The sequence below is a fragment of the Herbaspirillum sp. NPDC087042 genome, assembly GCF_044745245.1.
Lineage (GTDB): Bacteria > Pseudomonadota > Gammaproteobacteria > Burkholderiales > Burkholderiaceae_D > Herbaspirillum.
Genome location: NZ_JBIUZW010000001.1, coordinates 186,752 through 208,917, shown reverse-complemented (window position 1 = coordinate 208,917; position 22,166 = coordinate 186,752). Strand labels below are relative to the sequence as shown.

The following is a 22,166-nucleotide window of genomic DNA, read 5'->3' as shown; positions in this document are numbered from 1 at the left end:
ATGACATCTGACATCAAAACCATTCTCGTCATTGGTGCAACTGGCAGTGTTGGTCGGCTCGTCGTATCGCAGGCGCTCAAGGCGGGCTTCGTGGTCAAGGCGCTGTCGCGGACTCCCTCCAAGGCTCAGCGAGTACTCCCACCGCAGGTCATGTTGACCCAAGGCGATGTGTCGAACATCAGTGCCTTGTTGACGGCAGTTGCAGGCGTCGATGCCATTGTCTTTACTCACGGATCTGACGGATCGGGAAAGACGGGAGCACGCAGTGTCGATTACGGCGCGGTACGAAACACTTTGCTGGCGCTCGCAGGACGTCCCGTTCGCATTGCACTGATGACGTCGATTGGTGTGACAAACCGTACCGGGCAATATAACCGTGCTACAGAAGCACATGACTGGAAGCGTCGCGGTGAACGACTGGTTCGCGCGAGCGGTCTTCCCTACACGATTGTTCGTCCTGGCTGGTTCGACTACAACGATGAGCATCAGCACAAGCTCGAATTTCTCCAGGGTGACAAGCGTCACGCAGGCGACCCGAGTGATGGCGTGGTTTCCCGTGAGCAAATTGCGCAGGTATTGCTTGCTTCGCTTACCATGGATGCCGCCGCAGGAAAGACCTTTGAGCTGGTAGCCGGGAACGGCCCCGCACAATCCGATCTAGGATCGCTATTCTCAGCGCTGGCCGCTGATGTGCCAGGCCATCTTGATGCGGTACGAGATAGCAGCAACATGCCTGTTCAGAACGAACCTCAGCATGTTCTGGATGATCTGGACGCTATCGCATCGTCCGCCAATTGACGGGATCTTCCTGATGACACCTGCCCTGGCAGTCGGAAAACCGGTGGTACTGGTCCTAGCCTCCGGCGCGGGTCATCGCTTTACTGCGTCGGGCGGCAAGCTAAACAAGCTTCATGCCGCCCTGGCGGGAAAGGCTGTCATCGAGCATGTACTGGAATCGGTCGCCGCCAGTGGCCTGACGTGGCATCTGGTTACCGGCGTCGAAGGTGGGATGGGGGCATCGGTTGCAGCAGGAGTCAGCGCTACCGCCTCGGCTGATGGATGGTTGATTCTGCCCGCCGACTTGCCGCTGATACAGCCCCAGAGCTTGCAGCATGTCGCCGCACAACTACTGGAGCATGCAGTTGTGGTACCGCGCCGCCACGCCATACCCGGTCATCCGGTGGGCTTTCGCAAAGAGTGCCAGGGCCGGCTGCTGCAATTGAACGGTGAATCCGGCGCGAAGCCAGTTGTTGAGTGGTACCGTTCGCAAGGTCTCGTATGCGACATGCCGATGGAGGACGACGGTATCGTGATGGATATTGATACCTTGAGCGACCTGGCGCGTATCGAGAAGCTTATTCAAACGAGCCGGCGCCCCGGCGATCCACATTGAAAGCGCCGAACAGTCCCTGCATCAATGGCGAAAGCCAGGAACACGATCACCCTGCCTCGCCGATAGAAAGCTCCGCCCAATCCAGTTCCTGAACCAAGGTTCTATATGCCTGGTCTCCGATCAGACCCTGCTCTCTCATCGATATCAATTTCTCTCGGGCAGCGGCTATGCCGTTTCTCCTGAGACTGCTGTCTGGAAGAAATCTCATTGCATTCACGGAGGTGGACTCCTCGTTGAACTCAAGGGCTGCGTGGTACTGCTTTCTCAGGAGCTTTCCATGCAGGGAGTTGTCCGCGCCGATTGCCTCGATCAGCGATTGATAGATGGATATCCGCCCCGCCCTGACTTCTTTGGCCACCATATTGTCTTCGGGGAGTTTCATCAGTCGGATGACGCGCCTCATCGTCATCCCCTGCAGAACCAGAGTTCCAAAGACAACGGAAAATGCGCATAGAAGAATGAGGTCCCGGTGCGGAAATTCACTGCCGTCGGAGAGAACGTGCGGAACAGAAAAAGCCGCTGCCAGAGTAACGATTCCGCGCATCCCGGACCATGACACGACAATTCCGGCGCGCCACGCGCCCTTGTTATCTGCCGCATCTCCCTTCCCCTTGACTCGACGAATTTCGATTGCGCTGTACAGCATCACCCATAGGAACCGTGTGCCAATAGCCACGGCGACGACGACAATGGCAACGACAATCGCGTCGAGCCTGGCCGGGTCGCTTCCCAACCGTGTCCAAATTGGCTTGAGTTGCATCCCGATGAGAACAAAGGCAAGTGCATTAAGAAGAAAGACGACGGCCTCCCACACGGCAAGGATCGGCACGCGCATCTGTGGCGGCATCTGAGGCCCGCCACGTCGGGCCATTGTCATTGCAAAAGCAACGATGGTGAGAATTCCGGAAAGCCCGATCCTTTCGGCCAGGATCCAGATCCCGAACGTGCTGCAGAACTGCAGGATCAGAGAAGTCGGGACATGTTTGGGAATACGCATGATCGGTCCAAGCAAAAACGCCAGAGCGATACCTGCTGCGACACTGCCCAATACCGTCAGAAGAAAGACCGGCAAATAATCCTGAAAGCCCAGCGTTCCCGTAGCGACGGCCATCATTGCCAAGCGATAAATAAAGAGAGCACTCGCGTCATTCAACAGGCTTTCGCCTTCAAGAATGCTAAGCAGGCGGTGTGGCAATCCCACCTGACGCATGATTGCGGTGGCGGCGGCAGCGTCAGGTGGCGCTACGATAGCGCCCAGCGCGATCGCAACCGGCCAAGACATCTCGGGGACCAGCCATCTGCAGACAAACGCCACGCCAATCACGGTGGTCACGACACCTGCGAAGACCAAGCCCGCGATGGGACGCCAGTATGCACGCAAGTCGCGTAGTGACGTATCGTATGCGGAGTCCAGCAGAACGGGTGCCACGAAGAGCGCAAGGGCTAGTTGCGGATCGAGAACCCATTGAGGACTGCCAGGTAAAAAGGCGACGCCCACCCCGCCCAGAGCCAATAAGGTTGGATAAGGGGCACTGATTCGGCGAGCGATTTCCGCCAGAATTGCCGCGACGAGCAGCATCACCAAAATCCACTCAAATGTATCCATGCCTAGCTCCCGATGTCATGACCTGTCCCTGCAGCCTGGAAGACTTCCGTCTTGCGGAGTGTTATTGGCGTGATCTCCTTGTCATACCTCAGGGCGTCGATCAGCAGACGTAGCGCCCCAGATTGGCGCCGATTCGGATAATAGATATGAAATCCTGAGAAGGTTTGCACCCAGTCTTCCATCACAAAACAGAGATGGCCCGATCGGACATATGGCAACGCAAGATCGTCAGGCAGAAATGCCAGGCCGAGGCCGGCCAAGGCGGCTTCATGTATCTGATAGATGCTATTGAACGCGAGTTGTCCATCCACCCTTACCTGCAGTGCGCGTTCATCCTTCTTCAATTCCCAGGCATAGAAGCACCCGGCGGTAGGAAGGCGCAAGTTGATGCAATTGTGTTGCAGCAGATCCTGGGGCTCGCGTGGGACACCCCAGCGAGAGAGGTATTCGGGGGAGCCGACGATGGTCAATCTGATATCGGGCCCTATACGCGTGGCGATCATGTCCTTGGCAAGCTGGTCGCCAAGACGGATGCCGGCGTCGTAGCGTTCCGCCACAATATCAACCAGGCTGTAGTCCACCACGACTTCGGCCTTGATGTCCGGATAAACGGGTAGCAGGCGTTCAAGGCAGGGGCGAAGAATGCTGCGTGCCGCATGTTCGCTGGAGTTGAGTCGTATCTTGCCGGCAGGCCTGTCGCGATAATCTGCCAAGGCAGTAATTTCGCTATCGATCTGGTCAAAACGTGGCCCGATGCTCTTGAGCAAACGTTCACCAACCTCGGTCGGAGATACGCTGCGCGTGGTGCGCGTCAGCAAACGGACGCCTAGCCGTTCTTCGAGGGCACGCACCGTGTGACTCAGCGCGGATTGCGAAATGCCAAGTTGCCCTGCCGCACGGGTGAAGCTGCGTTCACGCGCTACTACAAGGAAAACCAGCAGATCATTGAAATTTTCACGCGCCATGTGCAAGCCCCGAAGTTGTTGCTTCGGTCGGTACGAGCCAGCGCCTGATGAGACAACCGGATAGCAACTGACCGATTGCCGGTGGCTATGCTAAAACAGCATATGGTACAAATTAAGGCCCTAAAGCCGCATAAACTTATGAAAAACGCTCATCAATCAAGGCATCCCCTCCTCTTAGCTTTTGTCTGGTAACTGATACCTCAATGCTTCCACCAGTAAACTGAAAGCCGGCGAAGAATGGCGGCGACTCGCGTAGTAAAGGTGATAACCCGGGAATGTCGGGGTCCAATTCCTCATGACGCGCTTGAGCGCGCCAGACTGCACATGTGGCGCCACCATGTCTTCGGGGAGATATGCCAGTCCGAACCCCGAAAGAGCTGCACGCAGGATTGGGCTGCTGCTGTTGAACGTCCACTGCCCTTCGACGCGCGCCTTGACGAGATGTCCATCGCGCTCAAACTCCCAGGCCATGAGCCCACCATGTGTTGGCAGTCGCAGATTGACGCATTTGTGTTGAGCCAGATCGCTTGGTGACTGCGGCCGCGACCTTCCTGCGAAATACTCTTCACTGCCCACGACTGCCATTCTCAGATCTGGCCCGATGCGTACTGCGATCATGTCTTTCTCGACTTGGTCGCCCAAGCGCACTCCCGCGTCGTAGCGACCAGCAACGATATCGGTAAGGCCGTAGTCTACGCATATTTCCACATTGATTTCGGGATAGTCTGCGGTAAGCTGAATCAGCCTTGGCCATAGCACCGTATTGGCGGCGTGCTCGGCCGCAGTCAGCCGGATGGTTCCCGCGGGCTTGTCCTTGAGCAGGCCAAGAGCGGCAAGTTCGGCCTCGATTTCCTCAAAACGGGGGCCAATAGTCTCCATCAGGCGTTCCCCCGCTTCGGTCACCGAGACACTGCGTGTGGTACGCGTCAGCAACCTCACACCGAGTCTCGCTTCAAGCGCCCGTATGGTATGGCTCAAAGCGGATTGCGAGACCCCCAACTGCGCGGCCGCACGCGTAAAGCTCCCTTCTCGTGCGATGGCGAGAAAAGCAAGCAAGTCGTTATAGTTTTCCCGAGCCATTCATGATCTCCATTCATAAGATCATGCACATTGTAATGGCTAATCAAAGCGAGTAACACCACTTAACATGCACCTGGTGCAATGCAGAAGAAAAATGCCGCGCAAGCTCTTGCCGGGCATCCCCTGCCCGCGCTACATCAATTAAACGGGACTGAGCTCCCGTCTTCGCCAATACCAAATCAGTAACCGCAGCGGTCCGGATTTCCCTCGGAGGCTGCCCTATTCACCTTCACTGGAGATTACTTTGCTCATCGGTGCTGTACGGGTCGCCTTGCGGCGCCCCTATACGTTTGTCGTCATGGCGTTGATGCTGCTCATTGTGGGCCCGATCGTCGCTATGCGAACTCCAACGGATATCTTTCCGGAGATTCGCATGCCAGTCATTGCGGTCGCCTGGCAATATACCGGCCTGCCTACTGACCAAATGTCGGGACGGATTTCGACTTTGTTTCAACGGGTGCTGACCACCGCGGTCAACGACATCGAACATATCGAGGCCAACACCTACCCCGGCATCAGCGTCGTCAAGATCTTTTTTCAGCCGGGCGTCAATATTGCCGTCGCCAATGCGCAGGTGACGGCCGTGTCGCAAACCATGTTGCGCCAGATGCCCGCTGGCATCACGCCGCCGCTGATCCTCAACTACAACGCCGCGACGGTTCCTATCCTGCAGTTGGCACTGTCCGGAAAAGGACTCTCTGAGCAGCAACTATTCGACCTGGGCATGAATACGGTCCGCACGCCCTTGACTACCGTGGCGGGGGCGGCGATTCCCCTGCCATATGGTGGCAAACAGCGGCAAGTCCAGGTTGACGTCAATCCGGCAGCCCTACAGGCACGCGGCTTGTCGTCCCAGGACGTCGCCAACGCGCTGGCGGCGCAAAACGTGCTGATTCCGGTAGGGACTCAAAAGATCGATAGCCTCGAATACACCATCCAGGTCAACAGCGCGCCTTCTGCCATTGACGATCTCGGCAAGTTGCCGATCAAGGTCGTCAACGGGACCACCATCTACCTGCGGGACGTAGCAGACGTTCATGACGGCAATGCGCCGCAGACGAATATCGTCCATGTCGATGGAGGTCGCTCGGTGTTGATGACCGTGCTCAAGAACGGATCCGCTTCGACTGTGGCGATCGTTGACGGTATTCGGGCAAAAGTGGCGGGCCTCAAGGCCAGCCTGCCAGATGCGCTCAATGTCGTACCGATCAACGACCAGTCGGTATTTGTACGCGCAGCGATCAAGGGGGTGGCCTTTGAAGGTGCTATTGCCGCGGCGCTGACAAGCGTCATGATCCTGCTGTTTCTGGGAAGTTGGCGCTCAACCATCATCATCGCAGTCTCCATCCCCCTGTCCATCCTCGGCGCCCTTATTGCCCTGGCCGCCACAGGGGAAACGCTCAACCTGATGACCTTGGGCGGACTAGCACTCGCAGTAGGGATTCTGGTCGATGACGCCACCGTGACCATTGAGAATATCAACTGGCATCTGGAGCAAGGCAAGGACGTCGAGACCGCCATCCTGGACGGGGCACGCCAGATCGTTACGCCTGCGTTCGTTTCTCTGCTGTGCATTTGCATTGTCTTCATCCCGATGTTCTTCCTGGAAGGCGTATCACGCTTCCTCTTCGTGCCAATGGCGGAGGCGGTCATTTTCGCGATGATCTGTTCCTTTGTTCTTTCCCGTACGTTGGTGCCGACCATGGCCAACTATCTGCTACGCCCCCACGCGGAGCCTGATCCGCGCAGGACACCATCCCGCAACCCACTGGTTCGATTCCAACAGCAGTTCGAGATCCACTTTGAGCATCTGCGGCTAGGCTACCGAAGCATTTTGGCACTGGCGCTGGAAAATCGCCCGCGCTTCATCGTCGGCTTCCTGTGTGTGGTGGCACTGTCGTTCCTGTTATTGCCTTTCATCGGCAGCAACTTCTTTCCCTCTGTCGATTCCGGCCAAATCCTGATGCATGTGCGTGTTCCGGTAGGTACCCGCGTCGAGGAAACCGCAACACGTTTCAGTCGTATCGAGCAGGCGGTGCGGCGCGTCATCCCGGCACAGGAGATCTCCACGATGGTTGACAATATTGGCCTGCCGGGCAGCAGCATCAACCTGACCTACAACAACACAGGTGTCATGGGCTCCCAGGACGGCGACTTCCAGATCGCTTTGCGCGAGGGGCACAAGCCGACTGGAGACTATGTAAGACAGTTGCGCGAGGTGCTGCCCAGAGAGTTCCCTGATACCACGTTCTCCTTCCCGCCGGCGGATATCGTCAGCCAGATTCTCAACTTCGGCGCTCCGGCACCGATCGACATACAAGTGCGGGGCAATGCGATCGACGCGAACTATGCTTATGCCCAGCAGTTGCTCAAGCGTGTCCGCGCCCTGCCTGGCGTGGCAGATGCCCGCATTCAACAGTCCAACAAGGCGCCGGTCATCAACGTCAACCTGGATCGTACCCAAGCCCAGTTGCTGGGCATGACAACCCGCGATGTCACCAGCAATATGGTGGTCAATCTGGCTGGCAGCAGCCAGGTGGCACCGACCTTCTGGCTCAATCCCGCTAACGGCGTGAGTTATCCGATCGTGATGCAGACGCCGCAGTACCAGCTTGACTCCTTGGCCGCCCTCTCCAACTTGCCGATCGGTTCGACGGTACAAAGCGGCCTGACGACGGTCGGCGGCATCGCAAGCCTCCAACGCGGCAATGGCAGTGCGCTGATCAGCCAGTATGACGTGCAGACCATGGTGCAAATCCATGCCACCACGCAAGGTCGTGATTTGGGCGCAGTTGCTGCTGATATCCGCAAGCTCATCGACGATACCCAAGCCGATGTCCCCAAAGGATCGAGCGTACAGATGCTTGGCCAGGTACGGACGATGGAGCGCGCATTTTCGGGCCTGATGTTTGGGCTTCTTGGGGCAGTCGTGCTGATTTACATGCTGATCGTGATCAATTTCCAGTCCTGGCTTGATCCTGCGGTCATTGTGTCTGCCTTGCCAGCCGCACTGGCTGGGATCGTCTGGATGCTGTTTGCCACCAACACGAGCTTGTCCGTTCCGGCGTTGACCGGCGCCATCATGTGCATGGGAGTGGCAACAGCCAACAGCGTACTGGTCATCAGCTTTGCCCGGGAACGACTCGAAGAACTGGGCGACGCCACGGCGGCCGCAATGGAAGCCGGGTTCGTACGCTTTCGCCCGGTTCTCATGACGGCATTGGCAATGATGATCGGCATGCTGCCAATGGCACTAGGACTAGGTGAAGGCGGCGAACAGAACGCGCCCCTGGGTCGTGCCGTGATTGGCGGGCTGCTCTTCGCCACTATCGCCACGCTCGTTTTTGTACCAGTGGTGTTCAGTCTCGCGCACCGGAACTATGTCCGTCGCAATCCCGATACCTCGTCACAACCTGTTTCCGGAGTTCCACAACATGCAAGCTAAATCCAATATGAAGCGCAGTCATCGGTTCCTCGGGATCGGACTGATAGGCGTGGCAGCCGTCGTGGTTGCGGCAGGCCTGGCCAGCCGGCGGCTCCAGGCCGAACAACTCAATGAAACCGCCGCCTCCCAGACTGTTCCTACGGTGGCGTTGGTCACCCCGGCTGATATCGTCGGGGCGTCCATCGAGCTCCCCGCGCGTATCGAGCCGTGGTCGCGGGCACCAATCTATGCACGAGTCCCCGGATATCTGAAGCAATGGAAGGCCGATATCGGAACTACGGTGAAATCCGGCCAATTACTGGCCGAAATTGAAACACCGGATCTCGACCAGCAATTGCTGCAGGCCAAGGCAGAGCTGGCTACGGCACGCAGCAATGTTGAATTGGCAGCGAGCACGGCACAACGCTGGCAGGCGCTGCTTAAATCGGACTCCGTTTCTCGCCAGGAAGCCGACGAAAAGAGCGGCGACCTGGCCGCCAAGCAATCGGCAGTACATGCCATGCAGGCCAATGTGGAGCGAATCGGCGCGCTCAAGCGCTATGCCCGCTTGACGGCCCCCTTCGATGGCGTGGTGACGACCCGCAACACGGATGTCGGTGCCTTGATCAGTGTTGGCGGGTCTTCCGGGTCGGAGCTGTTTGTCGTTTCGGATATCCATCGCCTACGGGTCTACGTCAATGTCCCGCAACGGCAGGCGGCGCAATTTAGCCCGGGTTTAAAAGCGCAATTGCTTGTTCCTGAACAGCCGGGCAAGACTTTCGAGGCGGTGGTGAGAAGCAGTTCCGGCGCCATATCCAGTGTCTCGGGCACGATGCTGGTTCAATTGAGTGTCGACAACCCCGACGGGAAGTTGCTTCCGGGCGGCTATGCCACTTTACGTCTGCCGGCCGAGCGTGACAGCGGAACATTGAGTATCCCGCCTGCTGCCTTGATCCTGGGCCGTGATGGAGCGCAGATCGCGACCTTGGATACCAAGGACAAGGTCGTGCTCAAGAAGGTCAGTATCGTCCGAGACCTGGGAAATGCCATCGAGCTTGCCGGTATTGGCAAGGACGAGCGCATCATCAACAGTCCGCCGGATGGCCTGGCCAACGGTGATCGCGTACGTATTGCTGCGCAGGACGGTGCAGGAAGGACGACTCGATGAACCGTGCAAACGCACATGCGCTGCTACTGGCAAGCCTCGTCCTGGCCGGTTGTGCACAGGTGCACAACCCCTCCCTTCCCGCCATCCCGACTGCTGCGGCCTTCCGGGAAGGCACCGCCGTGGCATCAGATAACGCGTCGGTCCGGATCTCCTCGCATCACTGGTGGATCATTTATGGTGATGACGAGCTTGATCAGCTGGAGTCACGGCTGCTTGCCAACAGCCCGGACCTGGCGAGCGCCCTGGCGCGTTATCGGCAAGCCAGGGCTGCTACCGACCTCACGCGTTCGGCCCAGATGCCAAGCCTGGACGCGGGCGTCAGTGTGCAACGAAACCGGCAATCGGCGTTGCGCCCGCTACGGGGCGCAGGCTCTCCGGATGAGTACAACAACGGCAGCTTGAGTTTCAATTTTTCCTACGAAGTTGACCTCTGGGGGCGCATTGCACGGGAAGTCGACGCGGGACTGGCGCGCCAGGGGGCTGCCAAGGCCGATCTTGCGGCGGCAAGGCTGTCGCTGCAGGCACAGCTGGCGGATACCTTGTTCGCCCTTCGCGGCGTGGATGACGAGATATGGCTCATCGGTCAAACGCAAGAAGCCTATCTCGATGCCTTGGCGCTGATTCAGAGGCGCCACAATGAGGGAATTGCATCCGGCCTGGATTTGGCGCGTGCGCAGAACCAGCTTGAAGCAACACGCTCCCAGCTCAATCAGAGCCAAGCCCAGCGCGCGGTACTGGAGCATGCCCTGGCGGTCATGATTGGCGAAAGTGCATCGTCATTTTCGGTAACACCACGTCCACGCGCGATGCCACCGCGAATTCCCTCCATCCCGACCGGTCTTCCCTCGACACTGCTACAACGCCGCCCCGATATCGTCGCGGCGCAGATGCGAGTCGTCGCGGCGGGCGCTACCGTGGGGGCGGCCAAGACGGCTTTCTTCCCTTCCCTGGTACTGGGAACGCAAGCAGGCTGGCAAAGCAGCGACCTGGCGCGCTTTGCCGAGATGCCCAATCTGTTTTGGGCCATCGGTCCGGGCCTGGCCATGAGCCTGTTCGATGGAGGACGCCGCCAGGCACAAGTTGAGCAGGCCGAAGGTGCGTTGGATGAGGCCGGACAGCAATATCGGTCGATTGTGCTGACGGCCTTTGCCCAAGTCGAAGACCAGTTGGCCTTGCTGGATCGCTACGGACAAGCCGCGCAAGCAGAAAAACTGGCAGCGCTGGCTGCCGGAAACGCCCTGTACCACGCCGATACGCGCTATCGCCAGGGGGCGGCGAGCTATCTGGAAGTCGTGACCGCTCAGACAGCCCATTTGCAGTCTCGTCGCAGTGAACTCCAGATGGAAACACGACAATTGCGCGCCTCAGTGCAATTGGTGCGCGCCTTGGGAGGCGGCTGGCAGGTAGATGAAGATTCATGATTCGATTTCATAAGTACATCCCGATTGCCACCTCTAATCAAAGCACGTCGTCACGACTAAGATGCTTGGCACATAGATGCATCTGTATGCAATCAACACCACTCAGACTAAAGGAGTAAGTCATGCAACAACGCAAACTCGGCACCAGCGGATTGGAAGTATCGGCCATTGGCCTGGGCTGCATGGGCTTGAGCTATGCCTATGGTCCCGCCATGGAAAAGACGGCCGCTATCGGACTGATCCGTCGCGCATTCGACCTGGGCGTCACTTTCTTCGACAGCGCCGAAGCTTACGGACCGTATGTCAACGAGGAGCTGCTGGGCGAGGCCGTTGCGCCGTTTCGCGACAAGATCGTCATCGCCACCAAGTTCGGTTTCAAGAACGGTGACGTCGCGCAAGGCCTGGACAGCAGTCCGGCCAACATCCGCGCCATGACAGATGCGGCACTCAAGCGGCTGGGTACCGATCATATCGACCTGCTGTACCAGCACCGAGTCGATCCGCAGGTACCGATGGAAGAAGTCGCCGGTACCGTCAAGGAGCTCATCGCGCAAGGCAAGGTCAAGCACTTCGGTATGTCCGAAGCCGGCGAACAGGCCTTGCGTCGCGCGCATGCGGTGCAACCGGTCGCTGCGCTGCAAAGTGAATACTCGCTGTGGTGGCGCGAACCGGAGCAGACCGTCTTGCCAGTGCTGGAGGAACTGGGCATTGGTTTTGTCCCGTTCAGCCCGCTGGGAAAAGGATTCCTCACCGGTGCCATCGACGACAAGACTGTCTTCGACAAGAACGACTTCCGCAATGTCGTTCCGCGTTTCGCCGAAGACAATCGCAAAGCCAATGCTGCATTGGTAGAACTGCTAGGCAGCCTCGCCGAAGGCCATGGCGTCACACGTGCCCAGATTGCGCTGGCCTGGTTGCTTGCTCAGCGGCCCTGGATTTCTCCAATTCCCGGCACGACCAAGCTCAACCGCCTGGAAGAGAACATCGGTGCAGCGAATATCTCCTTGAGCGCCAGCGATCTGGCTGCCATTGAGTCTGCGCTGGCCGCCATCCAGGTCGTGGGTGATCGCTATCCGCCGCATCTCCAGCAACGCGTCAATCGCTGAACAAACGCTAGTCATGGAGAAGCCCGTGTCCGCCCTTTACGAGCCAGCCGAGACAGATCGCATCGTCGCTCCACGTCATCGTCATGCGTGGTTGACGATGTTGATCTTGAGCGGACTGATGGCGTTCGCATCCATCTCGACCGACCTGTATTTGCCCGCGATGCCCACCATGGGTATCGCGCTGGGCGCGGCACACGGCTCCATGGAATGGACAATCTCAGGCTACCTGATTGGGTTCAGCTTGGGACAACTGCTATGGGGTCCTCTGGGCGACCGTTATGGAAGACGTCTTCCGATCGCAGCCGGCCTGGTATTGTTCATCATCGGTTCGGCTGGATGTGCCCTTTCTCCCGATGTAAAAACCTTGATTGCCTGGCGCATCCTGCAGGCGGCCGGCGCATGCGCCAGCGTCGTGCTTGCACGCGCCATGGTGCGTGATCTGTATAGCGGTTCGCAAGCGGCAAAGACGATGTCTTCTCTGATGACGGTCATGGCTATTGCCCCTTTGATTGGCCCTAGTGTCGGTGGCATGATTCTCCAGACCGGCTCATGGAGAACCATCTTCTGGATCCTGGTGATTGTCGGTTTTGCTACCCTGCTGTCGCTTTGGCTTCTTCCCGAGACCCTGCCGCCAGAACGGCGCAATCCGGTAGCCGTCGACAAGGCGTTCAGTACCTACACCCAATTGCTGCGTGATCGGCGGTTACTGGCTTACATCGGATGTGGCGGTTTCTTTTATGGCGGCATGTATGCATATGTCTCCGGCACGCCGTCTGCTTACATCTCCTATTACCACGTCTCACCTCAGGCATATGGCCTGCTGTTTGCGTTAGGTATTATCGGAATTATGGCGACCAACCAATTCAATTCCAGGTTGGTTGTCCATTTCGGCAGTGATCGTTTGATGAGATGGGGCAGCATTTCTGCGGCGATATCAGGAATCCTGCTGCTGATTGCAGCGCATTGGAAGATAGGTGGTCTTGCTGGCCTGGTTCTTCTTCTGTTTCTCTATGTCGCGACGACCGGGTTTATTGTCGCCAATGCCATTGCAGGTGCTCTCAATGTTTCGCCCATGCATGCTGGTGCGCTGTCCGCCCTCATCGGTGCAACCCAATACGGCACGGGTATCGCAGGTTCTGCGCTGGTAGGTGCTCTGGCCAACGGAACACCCGTTCCGATGGCTTGCATCATCGCCTTATGCGGTCTGGGTTGTGCGGCATCGGCCCTTCTTGCGTAGGATAAGGGATCAGCTTTGTTTTCGGCGCTGAACAAGCTGCAGCTTGCGGACCTGGTTTCCTGATATTTGCATGACAATGTCCTGTACTGACTTCTCAGCCCCGCTTGGAGATTGATATGGAGAGTGTGGATGTCTGCGTGCTAAGAGACTTGCACGCCTGGTTGGCTGCAGGACATTCGGCGTTACTGGCGACGGTAGTACGTACCTGGGGCTCCTCCCCGCGCCCGGTAGGCTCCATGTTGGCCCTGCGCGACGATGGCCGTCTATCCGGCTCCGTATCGGGTGGCTGCATCGAAGATGACTTGATCTCCCGCTATGGCCATACTGATGGGCGTTCCGCCCTGCAAGACGGACAAGTCCAGTCCGTCACCTACGGTGTGTCAGCCGACGAGGCGCACCGGTTCGGGTTGCCATGTGGCGGCACGCTGCAGCTGCTCCTGGAATTCAATCCCGACCTCACCATCCTGGCCAAGCTGTTGGCTGCTCTCGACCAGGGTGAACTGGTCACGCGCACGCTTTCACGTAGTGACGGAAGTGTCCAACTACAAAGAGCTACCGTTCCCGCCGAACTGATTTTTGATGACGTCCGACTGGTCACGACGCTGGGCCCCGGCTATCGGATGTTGCTCATCGGCGCCGGTTCTCTGGCCCAGTATCTGGCGACAATGGCCATCTTCAATGGTTTTGATGTAACGCTGTGTGACCCCAGGCGGGAGTACGTAGAAGCGTGGCAGGTTCCCGGGGTGAGGGTCATCACCGATATGCCTGACGATGCCGTCATCGATTTCAATCCCGACCAGCGCAGCTGCGTTATCGCGCTCAGCCACGATCCGAAGCTCGATGACCTTGCATTGCTGGAGGCAATCCACAGCAAGGCGTTCTATGTAGGTGCCATCGGTTCCCGTCGCAATAGCGCCGGCCGCAGGGAGCGACTTGCGACGTATTTTTCTGCCTCAGAGGATTCTCTCCGGCGCCTTCGTGGCCCAATCGGCATCTACATTGGCAGCAAGACACCATCGGAGATTGCCGTCAGTGTGATGGCGGAGGTACTGGCCGTAAAAAACGGCGTACTACTTTCCTCGTCAATGGAAGTGGACAAGGCAAAGAACTTGCTCCAGTCAGCCTGACGTCGCTTCCTGAGTTTGTCTTATCCAGATGTCGGATCAGTATGCGGTCGTTTAATCGAAGCCATGGCTTCATCAGACAGGCACTTCAACCAACCAAGGCCAAAGAACAATGGAACTCCAGATAAACAACAAGACGTATCAGGTCCAAGCCGATGCCGATACGCCCCTCTTGTGGGTCATCCGGGATGAGATCGGTCTGACAGGTACGAAATACGGGTGTGGCCTTGCGCAGTGTGGCGCCTGCTCGGTCATGGTCGACGGTGCAGTAGTAAGATCATGCGTCACGCCGATCGAGGGGTTGGCCGGCCGCAAGATCACGACGATCGAGGCAATCGAAGAAGATGAAGTCGGAAAGCGCGTCGTTGATGCCTGGGTCCGACATCAGGTGCCGCAATGCGGCTACTGCCAATCTGGCCAGGTGATCGCAGCTACTGCGCTACTCAAGCAAGTTCAGCGTCCGAGCAGCGAGCAGATTGTTGGCGCAATGGTCAACCTGTGCCGTTGTGGGACCTACAACATGATCAAGGCGGCAGTCCACGATTTGTCTGGCAATACCGATGCGGCGGCATCGGTTCCGGTTCCGGTTCCGGCGAGCACTGGGACTGCCGAGCATCCCCTGAACAAGACTGCCGTAGCAGTCGCCGCCGTCGCAGTTGTCGGCGCAGGTGCGTTAGCCGCAGTCCAATGGAAAAAGACGCAGAAAAACAAGGCCGAGGGGGATGAATCGTGAGCCAAACCATGACCAGTCTCGATGGCCTCGATAGCTTTCCGACCGGAGAGCCGACAAACATTTCCAGACGACGTTTTCTACTGAAGTCGGCAGGCACTACGGCGGGCGCCCTGGTGCTCGGCTTCGGCCTGCCTCTGGGTGTGTCGCGCGCCCAGGCTGCCAATCCCATTGTGCCGGGCACCAATGTTCCGGCGTTCCTGGAAATTCGACCGGACAATACCATCCGCTTCCAAAGTCCCTTTGTCGAGGGAGGACAAGGCATCTTCACTGCCATGGCGCAGATCGTCGGCGAGGAGCTGGATGCCGATCCGGCCAGCTTCCTTGTCGAAAATGCTCCCGCGGGACAAGAGTACAAGGTGATGGCCAATGGCATGCGTATCACGGGTGGAAGCCAATCCGTGCGCACGAGTTACCCCACCATGCGTCGCCTGGGCGCCCTGGCGCGCCGCCTGCTGCTGCAGGCCGCATCAAGTCAACTCGGTGTCGCGATCGATTCGCTGTCAACGGAGCCAGGGCGCGTTGTTCACGCCCCCTCAGGACGCTCATTGACCTATGGTCAGTTGGCCCCTCATGCGCTGGATTTGCCCATACCGGCACTCGATAGCATCAAACTGAAGGACCCCGCCCAATTCCGATGGATAGGCAAGCCTGTCGCGCGCCTTGATGTCCTCGACAAATCGACCGGACGCGCAATCTATAACATCGATGTGAAGGTCGATGGCATGCTGCAGGCCGCAATCCAGCATGCACCGCGCTTGGGGCTGACGGTTGCTGGCATCCGCAACGAAGACCAGGTCAAGCGGATGAAAGGCGTGCATTCCATTCATCAGCTGCCGGGAGCGGTCGCTGTCGTGTCCGAGCACTGGTGGAATGCCAAACGCGCAGCTGAAGCGCTGCAGGTCGACTGGAACGATGGTGGGCCGGGGAGTAGCCCACGCTATATTCCGGCTGACTTTTCTACCGAAGCGTTCTCGGAAGAACTCGCCAAGTCGCAAGCCAAGATCGAAGATGCCGAAGTTGCAGGCAATGTCGATGATGCGCTGGCAAAATCCAAGACGGTGATCAGCGCGACCTACCACAGTCAGTACGTCCACCACGCTCAACTGGAGCCGCCGTCAGCGCTTGCCCGATTCAATGCCGATGACTCGCTTGATCTCTGGATGCCGAACCAGGCGCCGGAGATATTCCAGGGAGCCATTGCACAGCAGACCGGCTTGCCGCCTGAGAAAATCACAATTCACTCCTCATTGCTGGGCGGCTTCTTCGGACGCCACTTCCTGTATGAGACAGCCGTTGCCTATCCGCAGGCGATTCAATTGGCCAAGACATTGAACCGTCCGGTCAAGGTCATCTGGAGTCGCGAGGAGGAGTTCCTGCGGGATACCCTGCGCCCCATGGCCGCGGTTCAATTTCGCGCTGGACTTGATGAGACCGGGATGCCCATTGCCCTTGAGGCCATCAGCGCGACGGAGGGCCCGCGAGAGTCTGTTGGCAACAAGCGCGGGCCAAAGCTCGATTCGACCGCGCTGGAAGGGCTGACCAACAAAGCCTACACAGTACCGAACCGGCGAATTGCTCAACGATTCGTCAAGAGCCCACCAGCACTTGGCTTCTGGCGCTCGGTCGGCAACTCAATGAATGATTTCCTCTATGAAGCCTTTCTGGACGAGATCGCGGACAAGGGCAAAAAAGATCCCTACGAACTGCGCATGAGCCTGTTGAGTGGCAATGAGCGTCTGACCAATTTACTGCGTGCGGCTGGCGAACTCTCTGGTGGCTGGAAGCGCGGGCCTTTTACTGCGCCGGACGGCACGCGCCGCGCACGCGGAGTGGCAATGGCCCAGGCATTTGGTACGGAAACGGCGGCCATCGCCGAAGTATCGATCGAGAATGGCCGCGTCAGGGTGCACGATATCTGGGAGGCCATTGATCCGGGCAGCATCGTCAATCCAGCCATCGTTGAAGCGCAGGTCAATAGTGCGGTGGCGCTCGGCTTGTCGCAGGTACTGCTGGAGGAGGTCGTTTTCCAGGATGGCGTACCAATCGCACGCAACTACGACATGTATCCGATTCTCCCGCCAGGCGCCATGGCGCGCGTCCACGTCAAGATCATCGAAAGTGGTGCCAAGATGGGCGGAATCGGCGAGCCGCCCTTGCCAGCAGTGCCGCCCGCGGTAGCCAACGCCGTATCGCACCTGACAGGCCAGAGGATTCGCAGCATGCCATTGTCTCGCTACAAATTTGAGACCTGACCAGGCTTGCGCCACAAATAGGACGACGACAACAATGACGATTTCCCGCTCCAAGAAAGCCGTCGCAATCTTTCTGCTCTGCCTGGTGGTGGCAGTTGGCGTTGCGACGTTCGTCAAGCGCACACCGCCATCTCCCTTCGATGTTCCATCTCCTGCAGGTGGAACATCAGGCGATCTGATTCGCAAGGGTGAGTATCTGGCGCGCCTGAGCGACTGTGTGGCCTGTCACAGCACGCCGAAGGGTAAGCCCTTTTCCGGCGGCCTGGAAATGGCCACTCCCTTGGGCGTAATTTTCGCGACCAATATCACGCCAGATGTAGAGACCGGCATTGGCCGTTACAGCCTGGCGGACTTTGACCGTGCACTGCGACACGGTGTAGCACACGATGGCCGTCGCCTCTATCCGGCGATGCCGTATCCGTCCTACGCCAAGCTGAACGATGAAGACGTCCAGGCACTGTATGCCTACTTTATGCACGACGTCAGCGCGGTCAATCAGAAAAACAAGGAAAGCGATATCCCATGGCCGTTGAACATGAGATGGCCGCTGGCACTTTGGAACACGGTGTTCACGGATTCGCAACCCTATCAACCGCAACCATCGAGAGATGCCCTATGGAACCGAGGGGCCTACCTTGTAGAAGGTGCGGGACATTGCGGCAGTTGCCATACGCCGCGCGGCGTAGCCATGAATGAAAAGGGCCTGGACGGCGGTCATCCACTTTATCTTTCGGGGGCGTTGCTGGACGGCTGGTATGCGCCGAGCCTGCGCGGTGACCGCAATATCGGGATAGGACGCTGGAGCGAAGCGGAGATCGTCCAGTTCCTCAAAACCGGGCGCAATAACCACGCAGTTGTCTTCGGATCGATGGCTGATGCCTTCAACAATTCGACCCAATTCATGAGCAATGAGGACCTCAGTGCCATTGCGCGATATCTGAAATCACTACCGGGAGATCCAAAACGAGATGGAGATCCTTGGCAATACGATGCCAGCACGAACGCTTTCCTCACCGCTGAGCGACGTTTGAGCATACGCGGAGCGCAGACCTTCATGGCCAAGTGCAGTGCCTGCCATGGTGCTGATGGCCGGGGCCAAGGGCAGTGGATTCCTCCTCTGGCCGGATCGGCATCCTCGATGGCCAAGGAAGATGCTTCGTCTATCAACGTGACGTTGAACGGTTCTGCGCGTGTCGTAGCAGATGGGGTAGCCGATGGTTATCGGATGCCGCCGTTCCGAAACCAGCTCTCCGACGCGGAAATCGCGGACGTCCTGAGCTTTGTCCGGACAGCCTGGGGGAATAAAGGGGGAGAAGTCAAAAGCGAGGATGTGAAGAAGCTACGAGATCGCACGAATCCGGCGAGCAGCAATCCGATTGTGTTGCAAATGCGTTAAGAAATTAAACGTAAATTTCTCGTCATCGTGTTCTTTTCCCACGAAAATCAAATGCTTAGCAAATTTTAATTGTCTAAAATTTTACGTGAGAGCACGCACAGCACCTGCCTTGACCATACCTACACCAACTACCATTCTGGTTCGCCAGGTAGCACCGCCTCCAAGCCCAGATGGACATCAACAGACTGTGCTGACGTCCACTTGATCAACCTGAGAAAACAGCTCGACTGAACACCGACAAAAAAACGGGCCACCGAAGTGGCCCGTCATTCATCGATATCAGCGCTTGCGCCTTCTCACCAGCCAGACCACCACCAGCAAGACCAGCACCCCCGCGATGCCCATGCCGATACGCGACATCAGCATCAGGGGCGATGCTTCGCCGCCTGCGCGCAAGGCTTGCACGCGGGCCTCGGTGATGCCGACAGTGCTCTTGCCCAGGTCTTGCATCACGTAGTTGGTCAGGGCGGCGATCTGCTTGTCGTCCAGGGTATGGGCGAATCCGATCATGCCCTGCCCCTTCTCAGGCAGCACGCCTTCGAGCACCGCCATGGCAACATTGTCGCCGTTCGGCTTCTTGAGGACCGGGTGCTCCTGCAGCGGCGGCAGCCCGTTCAAGCCCTGCCCCGACACATTGTGACAAGACGCGCAGTTGTTGCGATAGAGCCTGGCACCCAGGCTCAAGCCGTCCAGGGTCTGCGGGGTATCGTCGCCCTGCACCGGGGTCAGTCCCGCCGCCTGTGGCACGGGACTGCCGGTCGCCGCGCCAGCCGCCGCGTCTTCCGGCAGCAGGTAGCTCGCCATGGCCCGGACGTCCTCGGGTGTCATGCGCGAGAAGCTCTTTTCGATCGCCTCGAGCATGGGACCGCCGGCGGTCGCGCCGTTGCCGGCGTGGCCGGTCGCCAGGTAGTCGGCCAGCATCTGCTGTGTCCAATGGGGCTTGCCCTGCAGGGTGGCGGCCGTGATGTCAGGCGCGAACCAGGTCCCCAGCGACGAACCCTGCAACGGCTTGCCGGCTTGTTCGGCCATCAGGAAATTGCGCGGCGTGTGGCAGGTGCTGCAGTGGGCCAGCCCCTGCACCAGGTAGGCACCGCGGTTCCATTCGACCGATTTGGTGCTGTCGGGCTGGAACGGGGTCTTGTCAAGGAACAGCCAGTTCCACGCCATCATGCTCATGCGCACGTTGAAGGGGAACGGCAAGGCGGTTTGCTGCGCCGGCGTGTCGACAGCGTCCACCCCATGCATGAAGTAGGCATACAAGGCAGCCACATCGTCGTCGCTGAGCTTGGCATAGGCGGTATAGGGCATGGCCGGATACAGCTGGCTGCCATCGGCGCGCACACCCCGGCGCAGCGCTGCGGCGAACTGTTCCTGGGTGTATTGGCCTATGCCTGCGGTCCTGGACGGTGTGATGTTGGTGCTGTAGATCCTGCCCAGCGGGCTCTCGATGGGATGGCCGCCGGCGAACAGCGCCCGGCCTTGCACCGAGTGGCAGGCGGCGCAGTCGCCGGCAATGGCCAGATAGGCGCCGCGCTTGATGAGCTCAGCCTGGTCGGCCGCACGGGCAGCACCCCAGCCAAGCAACAGCAGACCCGCTGCCAGGAACACTTTGCAAGTCTTAAGCATTGCGTGTCTCCTGCAGGATCTTGTCGGCGGTGCGCAGCGACAGCGCCATCGCGGTCAGCGTGACGTTGCAGGTGCCGACCGTGGGCATGACGCCGGTGCCGACCATGAACAGGTTCGGATGGTCGTGCGCGCGGCCCCATTCGTCGGTGACGCTGTTGGCCGGGTCCCGGCCCATGGACAGCGTACCCGTGATGTGCTGGCGGTTGGAGAAGGCACCGCTCTTGCTGTGCTTGATATTGGTCCCACCCAGCTTGGCGGCGATGGCGTCATAGACCTCTTTGGTCTTTGCCGTGCCCTTGATGACGTAGTCGTCCACGTTCCAGTAAAGCGAGGGCGTGGGCAAGCCGAGTGCATCCTTCTGGTCGCTGAGGGTGACGCGGTTGTTCGGATCGGGCAGTTGTTCCAGCGCATTCTTGATGCTCAGGCGGCGTGCCGCGCGGAACAGGATCTGCTCCTGCAGTTGCTTGCCGAAATAGCCTTCGGCAAGCAACTCCTGCGAGACCGACGCGACCTGCGAGGCGTTGGAGATATCGATGCGGAACGGCGCATGCTCGCGACGGAAATCGCCATCGCGGAACTGGCCGATCGAACAGGGGCTGACCGGACCACGGCCTGGCCAGATTTCCTCGTCGACGTCGAAGGTCACGCCGATGGCCGGGTGGTCGCACAGGTTGCGCCCCACGTTGTCGCGCGCATTGGCAATGCCTTGCGGGAACTTGTCGCTCACCGACATGAGCAGCAGCTTGGGCGTTTCGATGGCATTGGCGGCCAGTACGAAGCTTTGGCCGGTGACACGGTGGCTGGTCTTGTTCCAGTCGTAATAATGCACCGCCACGATCTTGCCCTGGGCGTCATGCTCCAGCCGATACACCACGGCTTCGGTGATCACCTGCACGCCGCTGTCCACGGCCTGTTGCGCGGCCAGGCCGCCGTGATACTGCGCATCGATGGGGCACAGGGGCATGCAGTTGTTGTTGCCACAGCAGGCCGGACGGCCGTCATAGCTGCGGCTGTTGCGGCCGGTGCTGTCGTCGAGCACGGTGAAATCAGGTGCCAGGCGGGCCGTCACACGCTGCTGCAGCCACGAGGCTGGCACGCGTTCCATGGGATAAGGCTTGCGGCGCGGCGAGCCGTTGTCCGGGGAACCGCCCACACCGGCGATCACCTCGGCCTGGTAATAGTAGTCTTCCAGGTCGTCGTAGGAGATCGGCCAGTCCTTGCCCACGCCATACAGGCTGTGCTGGTGAAAATCGCCAGGAACAAAGCGCCACAACTGTGCCGCCCAGTGCCAGCTGGTACCGCCGAACATGCGGATGTACTGCGCGTTGAAGGCGTGCGGACCCGCCTGGTGCAGGTAACCGTTAGGCTCCGGCGTATAGCGCGGATGCGGCGCCATTGGCGAAAACGGATAAGGCGACACGAAGTCGGACTTGAACGCGGAGGTGCGGAAACGCTCCACCAGCTCATCGCGGCCAAGCTTGGGGCCGGACTCCAGCAGCAGCACTGACTTGCCTGCCTTGGCAAGGCGCGTGGCCAGCAAGGCGCCGCTGACACCGGCGCCGACCACGACGACATCGGCAGAATTCACATTACTCATTGGATTGCATCACTCATCAGGATCAGGGTTGCTCAGGC

General features: G+C 58.9%; 16 protein-coding genes. 11 read left to right on the top strand and 5 right to left on the bottom strand.

Annotated elements, in window-relative coordinates; translation table 11 throughout:
* Window positions 1-798, top strand: coding sequence for an SDR family oxidoreductase (locus ACIPHN_RS00905; RefSeq protein ID WP_400431400.1), 798 nt, complete (start codon window positions 1-3; stop codon window positions 796-798).
* Complete coding sequence (locus ACIPHN_RS00900; RefSeq protein ID WP_400431397.1) at window positions 755-1,393, top strand: NTP transferase domain-containing protein; 639 nt, start codon at window positions 755-757, stop codon at window positions 1,391-1,393. Before ACIPHN_RS00905 ends, ACIPHN_RS00900 begins: the two co-directional genes overlap by 44 nt.
* Window positions 1,394-1,439: 46 nt before the next feature.
* Here ACIPHN_RS00900 and ACIPHN_RS00895 read toward each other — a convergent pair whose 3' ends face one another.
* The 3 genes from ACIPHN_RS00895 to ACIPHN_RS00885 all read right to left on the bottom strand — a co-directional run bounded on the left by ACIPHN_RS00895 (window position 1,440) and on the right by ACIPHN_RS00885 (window position 5,044).
* Window positions 1,440-2,999 (bottom strand): cation:proton antiporter, encoded by a 1,560-nt coding sequence (locus ACIPHN_RS00895; protein ID WP_400431394.1) that lies wholly within the window; start codon window positions 2,997-2,999, stop codon window positions 1,440-1,442.
* A 2-nt stretch (window positions 3,000-3,001) separates the two neighbouring features.
* A complete protein-coding gene (locus ACIPHN_RS00890; RefSeq protein WP_400431391.1) occupies window positions 3,002-3,964 on the bottom strand; it encodes a LysR family transcriptional regulator in 963 nt (320 codons plus the stop codon).
* A gap of 174 nt (window positions 3,965-4,138) precedes the next feature.
* Window positions 4,139-5,044 (bottom strand): LysR family transcriptional regulator, encoded by a 906-nt coding sequence (locus tag ACIPHN_RS00885; protein ID WP_400431388.1) that lies wholly within the window; start codon window positions 5,042-5,044, stop codon window positions 4,139-4,141.
* A gap of 298 nt (window positions 5,045-5,342) precedes the next feature.
* Between ACIPHN_RS00885 and ACIPHN_RS00880 the strand changes: the two genes are divergently transcribed.
* The 9 genes from ACIPHN_RS00880 (at window position 5,343) to ACIPHN_RS00840 (ending at window position 18,905) form a co-directional block, all read left to right on the top strand.
* Window positions 5,343-8,489 carry an efflux RND transporter permease subunit gene (locus ACIPHN_RS00880; protein WP_400433122.1) on the top strand — a complete coding sequence of 1,049 codons (3,147 nt, stop codon included), beginning with the start codon at window positions 5,343-5,345 and terminating at the stop codon, window positions 8,487-8,489.
* A complete protein-coding gene (locus tag ACIPHN_RS00875; protein ID WP_400431386.1) occupies window positions 8,479-9,636 on the top strand; it encodes an efflux RND transporter periplasmic adaptor subunit in 1,158 nt (385 codons plus the stop codon). The genes ACIPHN_RS00880 and ACIPHN_RS00875 overlap by 11 nt, the downstream gene beginning before the upstream one ends.
* The gene (locus ACIPHN_RS00870) at window positions 9,633-11,057 is read left to right on the top strand and encodes an efflux transporter outer membrane subunit (RefSeq protein ID WP_400431384.1); all 1,425 of its coding nucleotides are present in this window, start codon (window positions 9,633-9,635) and stop codon (window positions 11,055-11,057) included. Before ACIPHN_RS00875 ends, ACIPHN_RS00870 begins: the two co-directional genes overlap by 4 nt.
* A gap of 122 nt (window positions 11,058-11,179) precedes the next feature.
* On the top strand, window positions 11,180-12,163 hold the full coding sequence (locus ACIPHN_RS00865; RefSeq protein ID WP_400431381.1) for an aldo/keto reductase: 984 nt from the start codon (window positions 11,180-11,182) through the stop codon (window positions 12,161-12,163).
* Between the two features lie 97 nt (window positions 12,164-12,260).
* The gene (locus ACIPHN_RS00860; protein ID WP_400433119.1) at window positions 12,261-13,400 is read left to right on the top strand and encodes a multidrug effflux MFS transporter; all 1,140 of its coding nucleotides are present in this window, start codon (window positions 12,261-12,263) and stop codon (window positions 13,398-13,400) included.
* Window positions 13,401-13,516: 116 nt separating this feature from the next.
* On the top strand, window positions 13,517-14,527 hold the full coding sequence (locus tag ACIPHN_RS00855) for an XdhC family protein (protein WP_400431379.1): 1,011 nt from the start codon (window positions 13,517-13,519) through the stop codon (window positions 14,525-14,527).
* Between the two features lie 109 nt (window positions 14,528-14,636).
* A complete protein-coding gene (locus tag ACIPHN_RS00850) occupies window positions 14,637-15,257 on the top strand; it encodes a (2Fe-2S)-binding protein (RefSeq protein ID WP_400431376.1) in 621 nt (206 codons plus the stop codon).
* Between the two features lie 8 nt (window positions 15,258-15,265).
* Complete coding sequence (locus ACIPHN_RS00845; protein ID WP_400431373.1) at window positions 15,266-17,509, top strand: molybdopterin cofactor-binding domain-containing protein; 2,244 nt, start codon at window positions 15,266-15,268, stop codon at window positions 17,507-17,509.
* A gap of 34 nt (window positions 17,510-17,543) precedes the next feature.
* Window positions 17,544-18,905 carry a c-type cytochrome gene (locus ACIPHN_RS00840; protein ID WP_400431371.1) on the top strand — a complete coding sequence of 454 codons (1,362 nt, stop codon included), beginning with the start codon at window positions 17,544-17,546 and terminating at the stop codon, window positions 18,903-18,905.
* A 279-nt stretch (window positions 18,906-19,184) separates the two neighbouring features.
* Here the strand turns inward: ACIPHN_RS00840 and ACIPHN_RS00835 are convergent, their stop codons facing one another.
* Together ACIPHN_RS00835 and ACIPHN_RS00830 are read right to left on the bottom strand one after the other, a co-directional pair.
* Window positions 19,185-20,531, bottom strand: a complete 1,347-nt coding sequence (locus tag ACIPHN_RS00835) for a cytochrome c (RefSeq protein ID WP_400431368.1) — start codon at window positions 20,529-20,531, stop codon at window positions 19,185-19,187.
* A complete protein-coding gene (locus ACIPHN_RS00830) occupies window positions 20,524-22,128 on the bottom strand; it encodes a GMC family oxidoreductase (protein ID WP_400431365.1) in 1,605 nt (534 codons plus the stop codon). Before ACIPHN_RS00830 ends, ACIPHN_RS00835 begins: the two co-directional genes overlap by 8 nt.
* Window positions 22,129-22,166: the final 38 nt, after the last annotated feature.

Excerpts from the sequence above, each read along its gene's own strand:
- ACIPHN_RS00880 (WP_400433122.1), top strand. The coding sequence starts at position 5,343 with ATGGCGTTGATGCTGCTCATTGTGGGCCCGATCGTCGCTATGCGAACT.
- ACIPHN_RS00900 (WP_400431397.1), top strand. The coding sequence starts at position 755 with ATGTTCTGGATGATCTGGACGCTATCGCATCGTCCGCCAATTGACGGG.
- ACIPHN_RS00840 (WP_400431371.1), top strand. The coding sequence starts at position 17,544 with ATGACGATTTCCCGCTCCAAGAAAGCCGTCGCAATCTTTCTGCTCTGC.
- ACIPHN_RS00860 (WP_400433119.1), top strand. The coding sequence starts at position 12,261 with ATGTTGATCTTGAGCGGACTGATGGCGTTCGCATCCATCTCGACCGAC.
- ACIPHN_RS00830 (WP_400431365.1), bottom strand. The coding sequence starts at position 22,128 with ATGAGTAATGTGAATTCTGCCGATGTCGTCGTGGTCGGCGCCGGTGTC.
- ACIPHN_RS00875 (WP_400431386.1), top strand. The coding sequence starts at position 8,479 with ATGCAAGCTAAATCCAATATGAAGCGCAGTCATCGGTTCCTCGGGATC.
- ACIPHN_RS00905 (WP_400431400.1), top strand. The coding sequence starts at position 1 with ATGACATCTGACATCAAAACCATTCTCGTCATTGGTGCAACTGGCAGT.
- ACIPHN_RS00885 (WP_400431388.1), bottom strand. The coding sequence starts at position 5,044 with ATGGCTCGGGAAAACTATAACGACTTGCTTGCTTTTCTCGCCATCGCA.
- ACIPHN_RS00890 (WP_400431391.1), bottom strand. The coding sequence starts at position 3,964 with ATGGCGCGTGAAAATTTCAATGATCTGCTGGTTTTCCTTGTAGTAGCG.
- ACIPHN_RS00865 (WP_400431381.1), top strand. The coding sequence starts at position 11,180 with ATGCAACAACGCAAACTCGGCACCAGCGGATTGGAAGTATCGGCCATT.
- ACIPHN_RS00895 (WP_400431394.1), bottom strand. The coding sequence starts at position 2,999 with ATGGATACATTTGAGTGGATTTTGGTGATGCTGCTCGTCGCGGCAATT.
- ACIPHN_RS00850 (WP_400431376.1), top strand. The coding sequence starts at position 14,637 with ATGGAACTCCAGATAAACAACAAGACGTATCAGGTCCAAGCCGATGCC.
- ACIPHN_RS00870 (WP_400431384.1), top strand. The coding sequence starts at position 9,633 with ATGAACCGTGCAAACGCACATGCGCTGCTACTGGCAAGCCTCGTCCTG.
- ACIPHN_RS00835 (WP_400431368.1), bottom strand. The coding sequence starts at position 20,531 with ATGCTTAAGACTTGCAAAGTGTTCCTGGCAGCGGGTCTGCTGTTGCTT.
- ACIPHN_RS00845 (WP_400431373.1), top strand. The coding sequence starts at position 15,266 with ATGACCAGTCTCGATGGCCTCGATAGCTTTCCGACCGGAGAGCCGACA.
- ACIPHN_RS00855 (WP_400431379.1), top strand. The coding sequence starts at position 13,517 with ATGGAGAGTGTGGATGTCTGCGTGCTAAGAGACTTGCACGCCTGGTTG.